Here is a 14,218-nt window from a genome sequence, read left to right as displayed (position 1 = left end):
ATGCGCTAAAACCCTGAACGAGCGAAGTGGCGCCGCGGGTGGCGTCCTGGATTTTTCCTTTTTGTGCAGAAGGGTCGGAGCGGCGCATGGCGTCCTATCAATATGTCTATGTGATGAAGGGCCTGTCCAAGGTCTACCCCGGCGGCAAGAAGGTTCTGGACGACATCTGGCTGTCCTTCCTGCCCGGCGTGAAAATCGGTGTCCTCGGCGTCAACGGCGCCGGTAAGTCGACCCTGATGAAGATCATGGCCGGCCTGGACAAGGACTATTCGGGCGAGGCCTGGGCCGCGCAGGGCGCCAAGGTCGGCTACCTGTCGCAGGAGCCGCAGCTCGACCCGACGAAGACGGTGCAGGAGAACGTTCTGGAGGCCCTGGCCGAGACCAAGGGGCTGCTGGACCGTTTCAACGCCGTGTCCGAGGCGATGGGCGACCCGGACGCCGACTTCGACGCGCTGATGGCCGAGCAGGCCGAGCTTCAGGAGAAGATCGACGCCGCCGACGCCTGGGACATCGACCGCACGGTCGAGATCGCCATGGACGCGCTGCGCTGCCCGCCGGGCGATTCCGACGTGACCAAGCTGTCCGGCGGTGAGCGCCGCCGCGTCGCGCTGTGCAAGCTGCTTCTGGAAAAGCCCGACCTGCTGCTGCTCGACGAGCCGACCAACCATCTGGACGCCGAGTCCGTGGCGTGGCTGCAGAAGCACCTGGAGGACTACAAGGGCACCGTCGTCCTGGTCACCCACGACCGCTACTTCCTCGACAACGTGACCGGTTGGATTCTCGAACTCGACCGTGGGTCGGGGATTCCGTGGGAAGGCAACTACTCCTCCTGGCTGGAGCAGAAGCAGAAGCGCCTGGAGCAGGAAGGCCGCGCCGAGGAGGCCCGCCAGAAGCAGCTCGCCACCGAGCTGGAATGGATCCGGCAGTCCCCGCGCGCCCGACAGGCCAAGAGCAAGGCCCGCATCTCCGCTTACGAGACACTGCTGGCCGAGAGCGGCAAGGAAGCGACGGGCGAGGCCCGCATCGTCATCCCGACGCCGCCGCGCCTGGGCAACGTCGTCATCGAGGCCGAGAGCATCAACAAGGGCTTCGGCGACCGCCTGCTGATCGACGGCCTGTCCTTCCGCCTGCCGCCGGGCGGCATCGTCGGCGTGATCGGTCCGAACGGCGCCGGCAAGACCACCCTGTTCCGCATGATCACCGAGCAGGACGGGCCGGACGCCGGCACCTTCCGCGTCGGCGAGACGGTGAAGCTGGGCTATGTCGACCAGAGCCGCGATTCGCTGAACCCGAACAAGACCGTGTGGGAGGAAATCTCCGACGGGCTGGACATCATCGACCTCGGCAAGAAGTCGATGCCCAGCCGCGCCTACGTTTCGTCCTTCAACTTCCGCGGTCCGGACCAGCAGAAGAAGGTCGGCCAGCTCTCCGGCGGTGAGCGCAACCGCGTCCACCTCGCCAAGATGCTGAAGTCCGGCGCCAACGTGCTGCTGCTCGACGAACCGACCAACGATCTGGACGTCGACACGCTGCGCGCGCTGGAGGAGGCGCTGGAGAACTTCGCCGGCTGCGCCGTGGTCATCAGCCACGATCGCTGGTTCCTCGACCGCCTCGCCACCCACATCCTGGCCTTCGAGGGCGACAGCCACGTGGAGTGGTTCGAGGGCAACTTCGAAGCCTACGAGGCCGACAAGAAGCGCCGTCTGGGCGAGGATGCGGTGAACCCGCACCGCATCAAGTACAAGCCGCTGGTCCGTTCCTGAGCGGCGGCTCCGGCTGGCTCCCTCTCCCCACCCGGGAGGGGGAGCCGCCCTCCGTTACCCTTCCAGCTTCTGATGCTCCAGGAAGGCGGTCTTCAGGAGCTGCTTGAGATCGTCGCCATACTGGTGGAAGCGCACGGACACCTGTCCCTTCCCAACGCCCTTGTGCACCACCACCATCCGCGCGGTGGCGGTGACGTCGTCCCGCCCGGTGATGGACAGGCGACCCTCGATCGTCTCGCCCTCCTCGAACAGGTCGTCCGGAGCGTAGAAACTGACGCCGCCGATCGACCAGTTGCGGGAGGAGTGGGCGCCGTGGTCGGTCTGGACGACCAGACAGGGCTGGGCGTAGCGCTTCTGCGCCCGCCGTTCCTCCGGCACCGGCGGCGGCGGCGGGGCGGTGTCGACGGCCACGGTGATCCCCGTGCCGTCGAGCTTCGCCCCGCCCAGCTTGGCGGACCGCAGCACCGCGTCCTCCATCCGGGCGTCGCGCAGGTCGGCGCCGGTCAGGTTGGCCCCGTCGAAATTGGCGGGCCAGGGTCGGTCGCCGGACAGCCGGGCCGGACGGGCGTCGGCGCGCGCCAGAACGGCGCGGGACAGCCCGGCGCGGCGCAGGTTGGTGCCGTTCAGGCAGGCTTCCGTCAGGTCGGCCCCGATCATCTCGGTGTAGGAGAGGTCGGCCATCTCCAGGCTGGCCTTGCGCAACCGTACCCCCATCAGGCGGCAGCGGCGCAGCCGGGCGGCGGCGAGCACGCGTCCGGTCAGGTCGGCCCCGATCACCGATACGAGATCGAGATCGAGGTGCCGGCCCTCGGCGCCCTGACTGTTCACCCACCGCTCATGCTCTGCGACGGCCTCCAGGAAGACGCCCGATGGCATCGGCTTGTAGGCCGGTTTGACGATGGCGTTCTTGGGAAGGGAGGCCGGCAGGTAGTTGCGGTCGAGCGTCGCCTCGTCGATGGTCGTGCCGTCGAAGGTCACGCCGTCCAGCGTGGCACCCCAGAAATCGGCGCCGACCAGCACGGCGGCGGTCATGTCGGCGCCCGTCAGATCGGCGTCGTTGAGATCGGCGCCGCTGAGGTCGCAGCCCGTGAAGTTCGCTCCGGCCAGGATGGAGCGCTCCATCTTGGCCTCGGTCAGGCGGGTGACGCCGTCGCTGCGCGGCTTGTCGTCCGTCCCGTTCATCAGCGATCCGGCGCGGAAGTCGGCGCCACGCAGGTTCGCGTCGGTCAGGATGGCCCGGTGCAGGTTGGCGCCACGCAGGTCGGCCCCGATCAGGGTCGAGGCGGTCAGGTTCGCCCCCTCCATGTCGGCGCCGAACAGGTCGGCCTGCGAAAGGTCGGCGCGGACGAGGCGGGCACCGACCAGGTTGGCCCCGGCCAGCTTCGCTCCGTTCAGGTTCACGCGGTCGAGGTTGAGATTCGAGAGATCGCGGAAGCTGAGGTCGGCCCGCCGTCCGCCGCGCCGGGTCAGCCAGGTCTGATGGGCGAGGATGATCGCCTTGATCTCGTCGATCTCGTTCGGAGTCCGGTCGGCCATCGGATGGGGCGCCCGCTGCTGCAACACACAAGAGAGGCTTCGGGCGCGACCATACCCCTTCCGGCGGTGTTCGTCACGGAATCGCCGTTTGGACCATCATGAAAAAGCCGCCATGAAAAAGGGCCGCCCGAAGGCGGCCCGCAAGATAGTACTCTCATGCCGGGAGCGAACAATCAGCCGGCGCTGCCGACCTTTTGGCGGAGCGCCTGGAGCAGCCCTTCGACCCGTCCGCCGTTCTGGCCGATGACGGAGGCGAACTCCTGGCGCTGGGTCACGCCCATGCTGACGCCCTCGACAACCACGTCGATGATCTTGTAGGCGGTGTCGCGCTTGCGCACGCGCCAGTCCACATTCACCGGCGGGCCGTTGGGGCGGACGATCTGGGTGCTGACCATGGTGTCCGCTTCGCCTTCGACGCGGGATCCGGAGATGCGGAAGGTCTCGCCCGAATATTCGACGAAGCGGTCGGCGTAGGTGTTGACGATCAGCCGCTCGAAGAGCTTCTGGTACTCGTCGTGCTGCTGCGGCGTGGCGGAGTTCCAGTAGCGGCCCAGCACCCAGCGACCGATGTAGGCCACGTCGAAGCCCTGGTAGAGCAGGGTGCGGAAGCGCTGCACCGCCTGTTCGCGCGACAGGCTCTTGTTCGAGAAGGTGGCGACGGCCTCGTTCCCCAGCGATTGGATGAACGCGGTCGCGCCCGGATCGGCCGACTGTGCGGCGGCGGGACGGCCGGCCCAGCTGCTCACCGCGAGCAGGGCCGCGCACACAAGAAACAGGCGACGTGTCATCAGCATGGCAGGCAAAAGTGGCTGCCGCGGGGGCTTTGTCAACACTCAATCGGCGAAAGGATCGAGCGCGGACGGTCGCGCCGCGGCAGGCCTCCTCCTTATTTCTTGGCGGGTTCGTCGAAATCGGGGAATTCCGGCGTCGCCGGCGCGATGTCGTTGGCGATCGCGGCGCGGCGCTGCTGCGCGTAGAGGCTGCGGGCCGTCGCGTAGAAGTCCAGCGAGTTCTTGCGCAGATCGTCGATCTCGCGCAGGAGCTGCGAGCGGCGGTCCAGGCCGGCGGCGGCGGTCCGCCCGTACATGGCGTTGTCCGCCCCGGCGGCGTTGGTGCCGATGCGGAACGGGTCGGCCAGCGTGTCGACCCCGTAGCCCAGCGTGTCGCGGACGTTCGACGGGCCGAGGAAAGGCAGCACCACATAGGGGCCCGGTCCGACGCCCCAGACGCCCAGCGTCTGGCCGAAATCCTCCGGACGGTCGCCGATTCCGGCCTCCGTCGCCACATCGGCGAGACCGCCGAGGCCGAGGATGGTGTTGGTCATGAACCGGCCGGTGGCGATCTGGGCGCCCTCGAAATTGCCCTGCAGCAGGTTGTTGGCGATGTAGAGCGGGCCGAGCAGGTTCTGGATGAAATTGTGCACCGCCTGACGCATCGGGTCGGGGACGACGCCGACATAGACCTCCGCCGCCGGACGGATCAGCAGGATGTCCGCGGTCTCGTTGACGGCGAAGACGAATCGGTTGGGGATCTCCAGCGGATCGCTGACCGTGGCGTCGGCCTCGTTGCTGCCGGGCGCGGTCGCGCAGCCCGCCATGCCGAGGGCGACAACGGCCACGGCGGCCGAGCGAAGAAGGGAGCGGGAGAGATTGGCCAGCTTCATCGGCGACGGCTCTTTCTGGGGACACGACTTTGGGCGGGGCATCCGTTCCGCGCTCCCATTGCGCCACGTCCGATGGGAAAGTCCCCCCGACGGGCGGCAACGGAGGCTGCCGGACAGGACATCGCCCGGAAAATCCGCGCGATCCCTTTGATCCGTGCCTAACACAGGCGCCGCCTTTTGACCAGCGTGCCACGCGAGGTCACCGTACGGATACCGCCTGATGTGGTAGGATTGCCGCGCCCTTCGCGCCACGTCCGGGCGTCCCGTCGGCCGTGGCTCCCCGATTGGACGGGGAAACCGGTGAAAACGTGTTTACGCTGCATAAAGATATCTTTATATCTGTATCCCGCATGGCGGACCGTGGTGGTCCGCCGATCCTTCGGGGTGATTCGGGGCGGTGCCGGCGGTCATGGACGAACTGCTTGCGACATTGAAGGCGGCGGCGGAGACCACGCGGCTCCGGCTGCTGGCGCTGTGCGCGCATGGCGAGCTGACGGTGACGGAGCTGACCCAGATCCTGGGCCAGAGCCAGCCGCGGGTGTCGCGCCATCTGAAGCTGCTGTGCGACGCCGGCCTTCTCGACCGCTTCCGCGAGGGAACCTTCGCCTTCTACCGGCTGACGGAGCGCGGCGCCTCGGCGGAGCTGGCGCGGGTGCTGGTGGACGCGATCCCGTCCGACGACCCGACCCTGACGCTGGACTTGGAACGGCTGGAGGCGATCAAGCGCGCCCGCTCCGAGGCGGCGGCCAGCTATTTCCGCGAGAACGCCGCCCGCTGGCACGAGATCCGCTCCCTGCATGTCGCGGAGCGCGAGGTCGAGGAGGCTCTGCTACGCCTGATCCCCGCCGACGGGATCGGCGACCTGCTGGACATCGGCACCGGCACGGGCCGCATGCTGGAGGTGCTGGGCCCGCGGGCCCGGCGCGCCGTGGGGGTGGACCAGTCGCGCGAGATGCTGTCCATCGCCCGCACCAAGCTGGAGGACACGGCGCTCCGCCACTGCCACGTCCGGCAGGCGGACATGTACCAGCTTCCCTTCCCATCCGGGTCCTTCGACGCGGCGGTCGTCCATCAGGTGCTGCATTTCGCGGAGTCCCCGGCCGACCTTCTGGCCGAGGCGGCGCGGGTGCTGCGGCCCGGCGGCCTGCTGCTGGTGGTCGACTTCGCTCCCCACGCCCTGGAGACCCTGCGGGCGGAGCACGCGCACCGCCGCCTGGGCTTCGCCGACGCGGAGGTCGCCGCCTGGTGCCGCCACTGCGGTCTGGACTGCGGCCCCGTGGTGCATCTGCCGGGCGAACCGCTTACCGTATCCATCTGGCCGGCGGTGCGCGCCGCGAAGGGCGCATCGCCGGCCGACCCCTCCATCCTCTCCATCAGCGGAGCCCAGTCATGACGTCCGGCACCCCGTCGGTCAGCTTCGAATTCTTCCCGCCCAAGACGGAGAAGATGGAACAGAGCCTGTGGCAGGCGATCCAGCGTCTTGCCCCGCTCGGCCCGTCCTTCGTCTCGGTGACCTACGGGGCCGGCGGCTCGACGCGCGAGCGCACGCACAACACGGTGACGCGCATCCAGAAGGAGACGGGCATCCCCGCCGCCGCCCACTTCACCTGCGTGGGCGCGACGCGCGAGGAGATCGACGCCATCGCCCGCACCTACTGGGATGCCGGCATCCGCCATCTCGTAGCCTTGCGCGGCGATCCGCCGGAGACCGAGGGCGGGGTGGGCGGGCGCTACGTCCCGCATCCCGGTGGCTACGCCTACGCCGCCGATCTGGTGGCCGGGATGAGGAAGGTTGCCGACTTCGAGATCTCCGTCGCCGCCTATCCGGAATCCCATCCGGAGGCGCCGAGCGCGCAGTTCGACCTCGACAACCTGAAGCGCAAGGTGGACGCCGGGGCGACGCGGGCGATCACCCAGTTCTTCTTCGACAACGACGCCTATTTCCGCTTCCTCGACCGCTGCGCCGCCGCCGGAATCACCGTGCCGATCGTGCCCGGCATCCTGCCGATCACCAATTTCGCCCGCGCGGTGGAGTTCGCCGGCAAGTGCGGGGCGGCGATGCCCAAGCGCTTTGCCGAAACCTTCGAGGGGCTGGATTCCGATCCGGAGACCCGGCAGCTCGTCGCCGCGACCATGGCGGCCGAGCAGTGCCAGGCGCTCCAGGCCCAGGGCATCAAGGACTTCCACTTCTACACGCTGAACCGCTCCGACCTGACGGTGGCCATCTGCCGGATGCTGGGCGTCAAGGCCAAGCAGCCGGCGGTGTCCTGACCGCCCCCCTGTGCTAGGGTGTTGCGGATGATCGCGGTCGCGGAGGAAGGGCCATGGACAGCCGGATCGGCTACGACGACGACTTCTACGCCTGGACCCAGGAACAGGCCCGCCTTCTCCGCGAGGCCGCCCGCGAACGCCTCAACACGCCCATTGATTGGGATCATGTGGCGGAGGAGATCGAGGATATGGGCAGGAACGACCGGCGTGCGATCAACAGCCATCTTGCCCGTATCATCGAGCATCTTTTGAAACTGGAGTTCTCTCCGGCTTCCGACCCGCGCAGCGGTTGGCGGAAGTCCGTACGCGAACAGCGTGCGGCGGCCGTCGATGCGCTGGCCGACAGTCCCAGCCTGAAGGGGCATGTCGATCTTCCGTCCGCGTTCCGCCGTGGACGCGGCTTCGCCACCGACGGGCTTGGACAGGATCGCGTTGATGAACATGCCCTTCCTTCCGAATGCCCTTACGGACTTGACCAGCTTCTTGACGAAGACTGGTGGCCGGTGAACCGCCACGATCTCGTCTGAGACGCCGATTCCCTGACTTTCCGCACGACCTTCCTCCCGAAACGGACCCGATCTTCCCATGCCGCACATTCTCGACACTCTCCGCGACCGCGTCCTGCTCTGCGACGGCGGGTTCGGCAGCCGCATCCAGGCGCTCGACCTCGACGTGGAGAAGGACTACTGGGGGCACGAGAACTGCACCGACATCCTGCCGCTGTCGCGCCCGGACATCGTGCGGGAGATCCACCGCGGCTATTTCGAGGCCGGCGCGGACATGGTGGAGACGGACACCTTCGGCGCCTCCCCGGTGACGCTGGGCGAATTCGGCATCTCCGAGAAGGCGTTCGAGATCAACCAGCGCGCGGTCGAACTGGCGCGCGAGGCGGCGGAGACCTTCACGGACGGTCAGCCGCGCTTCGTCATCGGCTCGGTCGGGCCGGGCACCAAGCTGCCCAGCCTGGGGCACATCCCCTATCAGGACCTTGAGGACAGCTTCTTCGTCCAGGCGGCCGGCCTGATCGCCGGCGGCGCCGACGCCATCCTGGTCGAGACCTGCCAGGACCCGCTGCAGATCAAGGCCGCCGTCAACGGCATCAAGCGCGCGCGCGCCGAAGCGGGAAGCGACACGCCGGTCTTCGTCCAGGTGACGGTGGAGACCACGGGCACGCTGCTGGTCGGCACGGACATCGCCGCGGCGGCCACGGTGATCCAGGCGCTGGACGTGCCGCTGATGGGCCTGAACTGCGCCACCGGCCCGCTGGAGATGAGCGAGCATGTGAAGTGGCTGACCCAGAACTGGCCGGGCCTCGTCTCCGTGCAGCCGAACGCCGGCCTGCCCGAGCTGGTCGACGGCAAGACGCACTACCCGCTGCGCGCCGACGACTTCGCCCATTGGCTGGAGCGCTTCGTGACCGAGGACGGGGTGAACCTCGTCGGCGGCTGCTGCGGCACCAACGTCCCGCACATCGCGGCGGCCAACCAGATGCTGCGCAAGCTGGCCCCGGCCGGGTCGCACCGCCCGAACCCGAAGGGCCGCACGGTCCATTGGGTGCCCGCGGTCGCCTCGCTCTACTCCCAGGTCACGCTGCGCCAGGAGAACGCCTTCTTCGCCATCGGCGAGCGCTGCAACGCCAACGGCTCCAAGAAGTGGCGCGAGCTTCAGGAGAAGAACGATTGGGACGGCTGCGTCGAGATGGCGCGCGAGCAGGTGAAGGAGGGCTCGCACACGCTGGACGTCTGCACCGCCTTCGTCGGGCGCGACGAGGTGGCGGAGATGAAGGCCGTCGTGCAGCGCTTCGCCGGTTCGGTCACCGCCCCCCTGGTCATCGATTCCACCGAGTACATCGTGCTGGAGAAGGCGCTGGCGCTCTACGGCGGCAAGGCGATCCTCAACTCGATCAACTTCGAGGACGGCGAGGAGCCGGCCCGCAAGCGCCTCGCGCTCGCCAAGAAGTTCGGCGCGGCGGTGATCGCTCTGACCATCGACGAGGAGGGCATGGCGAAGACGCCGGAGCGCAAGCTCGCCATCGCCAAGCGCCTCTATGACCTCGCGGTCAACGAGTTCGGTCTGCCGGCCCACGACCTGCTGTTTGACCCGTTGACCTTCACCATCGCCACCGGCAACGAGGACGACCGCAAGCTGGCCATCTGGACGCTGGAGGGCATCGAGGCGATCAGCCGCGAGATGCCCGGCTGCCAGATCATCCTGGGCCTGTCCAACGTCTCCTTCGGCCTGAACGCGGCGGCCCGCCACGTCCTGAACTCGGTCTTCCTCGACCACGCGGTGAAGCGCGGCATGACCGGCGCCATCGTGCATGTGTCGAAGATCATGCCGCTGCACCAGATTCCCGAGAAAGAGGTCAAGACCGCCGAGGACCTGATCTTCGACCGCCGTGCGGAAGGGTATGACCCGCTCCAGGCCTTCATCGCCCTGTTCGAAGGCCGCAAGGCCGCGGACGCCAAGAAGAAGGCCCGCGCCGAGACGGTCGAGGAGCGGCTGAAGGAGCGCATCGTCGACGGCGACCGCACCGGGCTGGAGGACGATCTGGCCGAGGCGATGAAGACCCACCCGCCGCTGGAGATCATCAACACCTACCTGCTCGACGGCATGAAGGTGGTGGGCGAGCTGTTCGGCGCCGGCAAGATGCAGCTTCCCTTCGTGCTCCAGTCTGCGGAGACCATGAAGGCCGCCGTGGCGTGGCTGGAGCCGCACATGGAGAAGCTGGACGGCCAGCAGAAGGGCACCATGGTGCTGGCCACCGTGAAGGGCGACGTCCACGACATCGGCAAGAACCTTGTCGACATCATCCTGACCAACAACGGCTACAAGGTCGTCAACCTGGGCATCAAGCAGCCGGTCGGCGCGATCATCCAGGCGGCGAAGGAGCACAAGGCCGACGCCGTCGGCATGTCCGGCCTGCTGGTGAAGTCCACCGTCGTCATGCGCGAGAATCTGGAGGAGATGACCCGCGAGGGGCTGGAGGTTCCGGTCCTGCTCGGCGGTGCCGCGCTGACCCGCGCCTATGTGGAGACGGACTGCGTGGCCTCCTACGGCTCGGGCCGCGTGGCCTACGCCGGCGACGCCTTCGACGGGCTGACCCTGATGGACCAGGTGGTGGGCGGCAGCTTCGACCAGCAACTCGCCATCCAGCAGGCCAAGCGGGCGGGGCGGGCGGTCAACCGCCGCCGCGTGCTCGGTCAGGCGACGAGCGCCACGGTCGGACCGGTGGACAAGGACGCCGCCCGCGCCCGCCGCGCCCGTCTGGCCGAGGGCGTGCCGGTGCCGACGCCGCCCTTCTGGGGGCCGAAGGTCATCGAGCATGTGCCGCTGAAGACGCTGGTGACCTACCTGAACGAGCGCATGCTCTACCAGCTCCAGTGGGGCTACCGGAAGGACGGCAAGTCCTTCGAGGAGTTCAAGGAGTGGGCGAAGAAGGAGCTTCGCCCGGTGCTCGACCGCATCCTCCAGATCGCCGCGAAGGAAGAGATCCTGCGGCCCCAGGCGGTCTACGGCTACTGGAAGGCGGCGGCCGACGGCGACGACGTCATCCTGTTCGCCGAAGACGGCATCCGCGAGGTCGCCCGCTTCACCCTGCCGCGTCAGGCCAAGGAGGACGGCGAGTGCATCGCCGACTTCCTGCGCGACGTGAACGACGGCGAGCGCGACGTGCTGGGCCTGCAGATCGTCACCATGGGCCAGCATTGCGCCGAGGTGGCGCGGGACTGGTTCGCCGAGAACCGTTACCAGGACTATCTCTACCTGCACGGACTGTCGGTGGAGATGACCGAGGCCATGGCAGAGTACGTTCACGCCCGCATCCGCGCGGAGCTGGGCTACGGCGCCGAGGACAGCCGCGACAAGGAGAAGCTGCTGCAGCAGGCCTACCGCGGCAGCCGCTACAGCTTCGGCTACCCGGCCTGCCCGAACCTCGCCGACCAGGAGCAGCTTCTGACGCTCCTCGACGCCGGCCGGATCGGCGTGGAGATGTCCGACGAGCACCAGCTCCACCCGGAGCAGAGCACGTCCGCCATCGTCCTCCACCACCCGCGGGCGAAGTACTTCAGCGTGTGATGATAAGGAACCGTCGCTTCCGCGACTGGCGGAGGCGACGGAGTCCGATGCGGATTGTGACCTGCTTTTAGAACTTCTTGATCTGGTAATAGGTGTCGGCGTCGAAGCTGATGTAGCTGATCCGGCTGCCATCGGTGTTGACGTAGAAATGCAGATCGGTCTGTTCGCCCGGCACCCGAACGGTGAAATGCTTGCATTTGCCGGCGGCTTTCAGCGGACGGGTCTGGTGCTGGTGGATGTTCCACAAGACCGTGCAGGTGGGGGCTCCGCTGGAGGCGGCCTTTTCCAAAGCGCTCAATGCACGGGCGCCGTTCCGGCCGGTGAAATCATATTGGCGCCTGTTGCTGAACGTGGTGTCGACGTATTTTTGAAGCGTTGCCAGCGCCACATTCTCCAGGTCGACGATCAAGTCGGGCACCTTTTCGTGAGCTTTGGCAAAATCAGTCTTGCTGTTTGCGTTTTGAGCCAATGCCAACATGGTCACCTCTGCGTTTTGAAAGGAGGAGGCGCGTGTTCGTCGCATCTCCATCCTATGGAACGAGGGGCATGCGGCACTCGTGAAGGATGGTTGTTCAGAGCTTAAAAAACCTGAGCGTGTGCGTGGTCGCTTCGAGCAAGCCGGTTCCCAAAGCGTGGCAGCATCGCTTATCCTTGAGGGCATGAACCATTCGCCCGCCCCGCTTTGCCTGCACCGGGAAACCGTCCGCCCGGAGTGGATCGACTACAACGGCCACATGAACGTGGCCTATTACCTGCTCGCCTTCGATCACGCGACCGACGCCGTGCTCGACCATTTCGGGATCGGCAAGGCCTACGCGGAGGGAGAGGGGCGGTCGATGTTCGCGGTGGAGGCGCATCTGACCTACGCCCGCGAGGTGACGGAGGGCGACGGGCTGACCTTCACCTCCCTGGTCCTGGGGGCGGACGCCAAGCGGCTGCATCTGTTCCACGAGATGCGCCATGAGGAGGACGGCTTCCTCGCCGCCACGGCCGAATTCGTCCTGCTCCATGTCGATCTGGCGGAGCGCCGGTCGGTGCCGCTGGCGCCGGACGCCGCGGAACGGCTGGCCCGCACCGCGGCGGAGCACGCCGCTCTGCCCGTGCCGCCGCAGGCCGGGCGTTCGGTCGGGCTGCGCGCGCCGAAGGGGGCGTGACGGTACGTCGCTCCCGCCACCGCCTTTTGTTGCGCCGGACCCTTTGTTATTCGGCACCCGCGACACTATCTGTTGGCGCATGAAGACGACAATTTTCGCCGCCTTCGCGGTACTTTCCACCTTCCTGGGCACTGCCCTGGTCCCCTCCGCCGCATTGGCCGAATGCACCGACCCGGCGCAGCCGAAGGTGAACTGGCGCCGCTGCTATTTCGACGGGCGCGATCTGTCGTCTGCGAAGCTGGCCGGGGCGATGCTGCGCGACGCCACGTTCCAGCGGGCCACGCTGAAAGACGCCGACCTGTCGGACATCGACGGCTATCGCGCAAAATTCTTCAGCGCGACCATGCCGGGGGTGAAGCTGGACGGCGCCCGCCTGATCGAGGCCGACTTCACGCGGGCCGATCTGACCGGGGCCTCCCTCAAGGAAACCGACCTGCGCAACGCGAAGCTGGTGAACGCCATCCTGCAGAACGCCGACTTCACCGGGGCGCGGCTGGGCGGGGCGGACCTGCGGCACGCCGATCTGTCGGGCGCCACCTGGATCGACGGCACGACGGTCTGCGCCGCGAAATCCGTGGGCCAGTGCAACTGAAGGATTCGCAGGTAAATTTCCATTCGATTGTAATATAATGTCTCAACTGGAAAGTCGCTTGCTCGCCTCTTTCCCGCTGCGGTAGCTTTTTTTCAAAGGTTGGTGGAAAGGCGGGCATGATGGCGGGCGATCAGGATTTCGAGACGGCGCGAATTCTCGCGAGCCGCGCCATGGATCGGATCGCCGCGCATGGGCTTTTGCCGAATCCGGAGAACTTCACCCTCTGGTACGCCTATTTCGGCGGGCAGAATCCGGAGCTGGCGCGGGCCATCGAACTGGCCCAGCGCGACGGTGCCGTGCTGTCGCAAGGCCATTGCGACGAGCTGTACAAGCGCTTCTTCACATTGGACGCCGAGGCGCAGGCCATCCGCGAGACGTCGGAGCGGGCGCGCGTCGCCTTGGGGCGCATCCTCGACCAGTTGGGCAGCGTCGGGTCGGAGACCGATCGCTACGGGCAGACGTTGGCCGGCTTCCGCGGAGAGCTGGACCAGCCGATGAGCCTGGCCGAGCTGCGCGCGATGGTGGCGGCCATCGCGGCGGAGACGACCGCCATCGTCGACCGCCAGACCCGCCTGCAGAGCCAGCTCCTCGAATCCAGCCAGCAACTCGCTGAATTGCGAGTCGTGCTGGATTCCGCGCGGCGGGAGGCGATGACCGACGGGCTGACCGGAATCGCCAACCGGCGCGGCTTCGATCTGGCGCTCGCCTCCGCCGCCGAGGAGGCTTTGCAGACCGGCATGCCGATGACCCTGCTGATGGTGGACATCGACCATTTCAAGCGCTTCAACGACGTCCACGGCCATCTCGTCGGCGACCATGTGCTGAAGCTGGTCGCCAAGGTCCTGACCGAGGGGGTGAAGGGCCGCGACACCGTCGCCCGCTACGGCGGGGAGGAGTTCAGCGTCATCCTGCCCCACACCGCGCTTGCCAACGCGGTCAAGGTGGCCGAGCAGCTCCGCGCCTCCGTGGGGTCGCGGCAGATCATCAACCGGACGCGCAACGCCAACTACGGATCGGTGTCCCTGTCGGTTGGCGCCGCGGAATACCGCCCCGGCGAGGACCTGCTGGCCCTGCTGCGCCGCGCCGACGAGGCGCTCTACACCGCCAAGCGCGGCGGGCGCAACCGCGTCTGCGCGGAGGCGACGGTGGCGGGCTGAGCGCC

At 67.5% G+C, this 14,218-nt stretch carries 12 protein-coding genes; 8 read left to right on the top strand and 4 right to left on the bottom strand.

The window, feature by feature from the left end; genetic code table 11:
- The first annotated feature begins 86 nt into the window (after positions 1-86).
- Positions 87-1,763: an energy-dependent translational throttle protein EttA gene (ettA, locus tag FBZ83_RS18585; protein WP_145676799.1), complete on the top strand. Its 1,677-nt coding sequence runs from the start codon at positions 87-89 to the stop codon at positions 1,761-1,763.
- Between the two features lie 54 nt (positions 1,764-1,817).
- Here ettA and FBZ83_RS18580 read toward each other — a convergent pair whose 3' ends face one another.
- The 3 genes from FBZ83_RS18580 to FBZ83_RS18570 form a co-directional block, all read right to left on the bottom strand.
- Entirely contained in the window at positions 1,818-3,299 is a 1,482-nt protein-coding gene (locus FBZ83_RS18580; RefSeq protein WP_145686803.1) for a pentapeptide repeat-containing protein, read from the bottom strand.
- A 173-nt stretch (positions 3,300-3,472) separates the two neighbouring features.
- A complete protein-coding gene (locus FBZ83_RS18575; protein ID WP_247888357.1) occupies positions 3,473-4,093 on the bottom strand; it encodes an MlaC/ttg2D family ABC transporter substrate-binding protein in 621 nt (206 codons plus the stop codon).
- Positions 4,094-4,185: 92 nt separating this feature from the next.
- Complete coding sequence (locus FBZ83_RS18570) at positions 4,186-4,962, bottom strand: MlaA family lipoprotein (RefSeq protein WP_145686801.1); 777 nt, start codon at positions 4,960-4,962, stop codon at positions 4,186-4,188.
- A gap of 409 nt (positions 4,963-5,371) precedes the next feature.
- Between FBZ83_RS18570 and FBZ83_RS18565 the strand changes: the two genes are divergently transcribed.
- The 4 genes from FBZ83_RS18565 to metH are packed head-to-tail and all read left to right on the top strand — an operon-like array spanning position 5,372 to position 11,310.
- Positions 5,372-6,355, top strand: a complete 984-nt coding sequence (locus tag FBZ83_RS18565; RefSeq protein ID WP_145686799.1) for an ArsR/SmtB family transcription factor — start codon at positions 5,372-5,374, stop codon at positions 6,353-6,355.
- A complete protein-coding gene (gene metF / locus FBZ83_RS18560; RefSeq protein ID WP_145686796.1) occupies positions 6,352-7,233 on the top strand; it encodes a methylenetetrahydrofolate reductase [NAD(P)H] in 882 nt (293 codons plus the stop codon). Before FBZ83_RS18565 ends, metF begins: the two co-directional genes overlap by 4 nt.
- Before the next feature lie 53 nt (positions 7,234-7,286).
- Positions 7,287-7,760 (top strand): DUF29 domain-containing protein, encoded by a 474-nt coding sequence (locus FBZ83_RS18555; RefSeq protein ID WP_145686794.1) that lies wholly within the window; start codon positions 7,287-7,289, stop codon positions 7,758-7,760.
- Positions 7,761-7,818: 58 nt separating this feature from the next.
- Complete coding sequence (metH, locus tag FBZ83_RS18550) at positions 7,819-11,310, top strand: methionine synthase (protein WP_145686792.1); 3,492 nt, start codon at positions 7,819-7,821, stop codon at positions 11,308-11,310.
- A 67-nt stretch (positions 11,311-11,377) separates the two neighbouring features.
- On the opposite strand, the gene FBZ83_RS18545 is transcribed toward metH, so the two are convergent.
- Positions 11,378-11,788 carry a hypothetical protein gene (locus tag FBZ83_RS18545; protein WP_145686790.1) on the bottom strand — a complete coding sequence of 137 codons (411 nt, stop codon included), beginning with the start codon at positions 11,786-11,788 and terminating at the stop codon, positions 11,378-11,380.
- 181 nt (positions 11,789-11,969) lie between these two features.
- On the opposite strand from FBZ83_RS18545, the gene FBZ83_RS18540 reads away from it, so the two are divergent.
- The 3 genes from FBZ83_RS18540 (at position 11,970) to FBZ83_RS18530 (ending at position 14,213) form a co-directional block, all read left to right on the top strand.
- The gene (locus FBZ83_RS18540; protein WP_145686783.1) at positions 11,970-12,464 is read left to right on the top strand and encodes a thioesterase family protein; all 495 of its coding nucleotides are present in this window, start codon (positions 11,970-11,972) and stop codon (positions 12,462-12,464) included.
- 79 nt (positions 12,465-12,543) lie between these two features.
- On the top strand, positions 12,544-13,056 hold the full coding sequence (locus FBZ83_RS18535) for a pentapeptide repeat-containing protein (protein WP_145686776.1): 513 nt from the start codon (positions 12,544-12,546) through the stop codon (positions 13,054-13,056).
- Positions 13,057-13,172: 116 nt separating this feature from the next.
- Complete coding sequence (locus FBZ83_RS18530) at positions 13,173-14,213, top strand: GGDEF domain-containing protein (protein ID WP_247888356.1); 1,041 nt, start codon at positions 13,173-13,175, stop codon at positions 14,211-14,213.
- Positions 14,214-14,218: the final 5 nt, after the last annotated feature.

The sequence above is a fragment of the Azospirillum brasilense genome, assembly GCF_007827815.1.
GTDB lineage: Bacteria > Pseudomonadota > Alphaproteobacteria > Azospirillales > Azospirillaceae > Azospirillum > Azospirillum brasilense_C.
Note: the sequence above shows the minus strand (reverse complement) of the source record. Positions and strands in the feature narration are given on the sequence as shown.

What these genes read in the sequence shown, in the direction of transcription:
- ettA (WP_145676799.1), top strand. Translation starts at nt 87, where the DNA reads ATGGCGTCCTATCAATATGTCTATGTGATGAAGGGCCTGTCCAAGGTC.
- FBZ83_RS18580 (WP_145686803.1), bottom strand. Translation starts at nt 3,299, where the DNA reads ATGGCCGACCGGACTCCGAACGAGATCGACGAGATCAAGGCGATCATC.
- FBZ83_RS18575 (WP_247888357.1), bottom strand. Translation starts at nt 4,093, where the DNA reads ATGCTGATGACACGTCGCCTGTTTCTTGTGTGCGCGGCCCTGCTCGCG.
- FBZ83_RS18570 (WP_145686801.1), bottom strand. Translation starts at nt 4,962, where the DNA reads ATGAAGCTGGCCAATCTCTCCCGCTCCCTTCTTCGCTCGGCCGCCGTG.
- FBZ83_RS18565 (WP_145686799.1), top strand. Translation starts at nt 5,372, where the DNA reads ATGGACGAACTGCTTGCGACATTGAAGGCGGCGGCGGAGACCACGCGG.
- metF (WP_145686796.1), top strand. Translation starts at nt 6,352, where the DNA reads ATGACGTCCGGCACCCCGTCGGTCAGCTTCGAATTCTTCCCGCCCAAG.
- FBZ83_RS18555 (WP_145686794.1), top strand. Translation starts at nt 7,287, where the DNA reads ATGGACAGCCGGATCGGCTACGACGACGACTTCTACGCCTGGACCCAG.
- metH (WP_145686792.1), top strand. Translation starts at nt 7,819, where the DNA reads ATGCCGCACATTCTCGACACTCTCCGCGACCGCGTCCTGCTCTGCGAC.
- FBZ83_RS18545 (WP_145686790.1), bottom strand. Translation starts at nt 11,788, where the DNA reads ATGTTGGCATTGGCTCAAAACGCAAACAGCAAGACTGATTTTGCCAAA.
- FBZ83_RS18540 (WP_145686783.1), top strand. Translation starts at nt 11,970, where the DNA reads ATGAACCATTCGCCCGCCCCGCTTTGCCTGCACCGGGAAACCGTCCGC.
- FBZ83_RS18535 (WP_145686776.1), top strand. Translation starts at nt 12,544, where the DNA reads ATGAAGACGACAATTTTCGCCGCCTTCGCGGTACTTTCCACCTTCCTG.
- FBZ83_RS18530 (WP_247888356.1), top strand. Translation starts at nt 13,173, where the DNA reads ATGATGGCGGGCGATCAGGATTTCGAGACGGCGCGAATTCTCGCGAGC.